This window comes from Barnesiella sp. An22 (assembly GCF_002159975.1).
Classification (GTDB): domain Bacteria; phylum Bacteroidota; class Bacteroidia; order Bacteroidales; family Barnesiellaceae; genus Barnesiella; species Barnesiella merdigallinarum.
In genome coordinates this window covers 1-629 of record NZ_NFJR01000054.1, presented here as the reverse complement: position 1 = coordinate 629, position 629 = coordinate 1, and the positions used below count along the sequence as shown (strand labels likewise).

At 46.4% G+C, this 629-nt stretch carries 1 protein-coding gene; it reads left to right on the top strand.

Features of this window, described 5'->3' with window-relative positions; translation table 11 throughout:
* Positions 1 to 109: 109 nt before the first annotated feature.
* On the top strand, positions 110 to 629 hold a 520-nt coding region (locus B5F38_RS14160; RefSeq protein ID WP_241147878.1), incomplete at its 3' end, for a transposase.

The window sequence follows — 629 nt, the reverse complement described above, 5'->3', positions numbered from 1 at the left end:
AATTGATTGCCAATGTAATATAAAATTTGTATCTTAGCTAAAGATAAAAAGAATACCTCCAATTGCCCTAGAAAAGCCAAATTTGGAGGTATCGCAAAAATTAATCTGCATGGCTAAGGTACAAAATTTCTCTGGAATATCACCCGATCTCCCTTTCACGGAGTTCGATTTTTATGAATTGTATAGGCGGACGTTCGAGACTAGCGAGCTGGGAAAAATCAGGAAGAGGCTGCCGCTTGGTGAGATGGCAGAGAACTTTGGACTGATAAGCAAGAGCATGAGAGCGAAGAAAGGACGAAAAACATACTTCACCCCGGAGGGCAAGGTTGCGCTGATGTTCCTGAAGATGTACACAGGTCTGAGCAGCCCGAAGTTGATGGAGCATCTTAACGGCAACGTCCACTATCAGCTCTTCTGCGATGTGAGAATAGACCCGATGCATCCTCTGACGAACTACAAACTTCTGGACGACGTGTTTTCGGAACTGGCCCGCGGGCTGAAGATCCAACAGCAGCAGGATATACTGGCAAGAGCCTGGAAACCGTACATGAAGGACCTGGATACGATGTATACGGATGCAACCTGTTACGAGAGCGAGATGCGCTATCCTACGGATGCGAAGCTTCTGT